The following is a 1,524-nucleotide window of genomic DNA, read 5'->3' on the forward strand; positions in this document are numbered from 1 at the left end:
GCGGAAGATTTCAAGTCCAGTGAGACGGTTGTGACGCTATGAGGTTTGTGGTGCGGGTTCCCTGCGCTTGGCCGGGTCGTTGATCCACGCCTGCTGGGGTATTCGGGGTGGTCGGGGGCGGTGGCCGAAGCGTTCGGGGTGGCGGGCGTATGCCTCGGCGAGGGTGACGGCTCGCTGGTCGCGGACCTCCTCGGCGGTGCCGAAGTGCACGCTGGCGGGCGTGTGCCAGCCGATGCCCGAGTGCCGGTGCTCGTGGTTGTAGTACGCGATGAACGCGTCGAACCACTCACGGGCGTGGGTCAGCGAGTCGAACCGTTCGGGGTAGTCGGACATGTATTTCGTGGTCTTGAAGTGGGCCTCGCTGTAGGGGTTGTCGTTGGAGGTCTTCGGCCGCGAGTGCGACCGGGTGACCCCGAGGTCGATCAGCAGCTGTGAGACCTTCTTCGAGGTCATCGACGTGCCGCGGTCGGCGTGCACGGTCTGGGGCACGATGCCGTTGCGGGCGATGGTCTCGCGGATCAACTCCTCGGCCCGTGTGGCCGATTCGGCGGCCTCGACGGTGTGGCCGACGACGTAGCGGCTGAAGATGTCGATGATGACGTAGGCGTGATACCAGACGCCCTTGGCCGGTCCGGCCGCCTTGGTGATGTCCCAGGTGAACACCTGCGAAGGTGCGGTGGCGACCAGCTCGGGCACCGTCTTCGCCGGGTGGGCGGCCTGGCGGCGGCGCTCGCCGGACTGCCCCTTCTCGCGCAGGATCCGGTACATCGTGGAGACGGAGCAGTGGTAGCGCCCGGCATCCAGCTCACGGGCCCAGATCTGCGCGGGCGGCAGTTCGGCGTACTCGCCCGAGTTCATCATCTCCAGGACTGCCGCCCGCTCCTCGGGTGTGAGGGATGAGGGCTGGACCTGCGGTTTTCTGGGTTTCCGCTCGGTCGGGGGCCGTAGCCGGCGGTAGTGGGTGGCCCGGGAGCGGCCGGTCAGCCGGCACGCGGCCGTGATGCCCAGTTCGCCCTGGACGCCGGTGAACGCGTCGTCGACCACCGGTTCGGCGGCAGCGTTCAGTCCGCGCCCTCGGAGATCATTTCCAAGAGCGCGGAAGCTTTTCCCATGACTTCCAACGCGGCCTTGTTCCGGGCCAGTTCCTTCTCCAGCCGTTCCACCTGGCGGCGCAGCTTCTCGTTCTCCGCCTCGGCGGCCGGCTTCTTCGGCCTCGCCGGACTGGTCCGCTGGTCGACCAGCTTCTCCAGGGCCCCGGCATCCCGCGCGGCCCGCCATTCCTTGACGTGCGAGTGGTACAGACGCTCGCGGCGCAGGACCGCGCCCTTCTCGTTCTTCGGGGCGGCGTCGTACTCGGCGACGATCCGCAGCTTGTACTCCGGGCTGAAGGTGCGGCGCTTCGGCCGGGGAGCCGGGTCGGACCCGGTGGGGGTGGTGCTGGTCATGAGGGGGTGGTTCTCCTGTCGTGCCCTCTCAGGCTAACCCGGCGAAGCGGAACGTCTCACCTAAGGCTGACAGAGAGGG

General features: G+C 68.0%; 2 protein-coding genes. Both read right to left on the minus strand.

The window, feature by feature from the left end:
• Window positions 1-36: 36 nt before the first annotated feature.
• Window positions 37-1,044 (minus strand): IS3 family transposase, encoded by a 1,008-nt coding sequence (locus OFY01_RS16835; protein WP_266600728.1) that lies wholly within the window; start codon window positions 1,042-1,044, stop codon window positions 37-39.
• A gap of 17 nt (window positions 1,045-1,061) precedes the next feature.
• Complete coding sequence (locus OFY01_RS16840; RefSeq protein ID WP_181809566.1) at window positions 1,062-1,445, minus strand: transposase; 384 nt, start codon at window positions 1,443-1,445, stop codon at window positions 1,062-1,064.
• Window positions 1,446-1,524 lie beyond the last annotated feature (79 nt).

Origin of the sequence: Streptomyces beihaiensis (assembly GCF_026274175.1) — a bacterium.
Classification (GTDB): domain Bacteria; phylum Actinomycetota; class Actinomycetes; order Streptomycetales; family Streptomycetaceae; genus Streptomyces; species Streptomyces beihaiensis.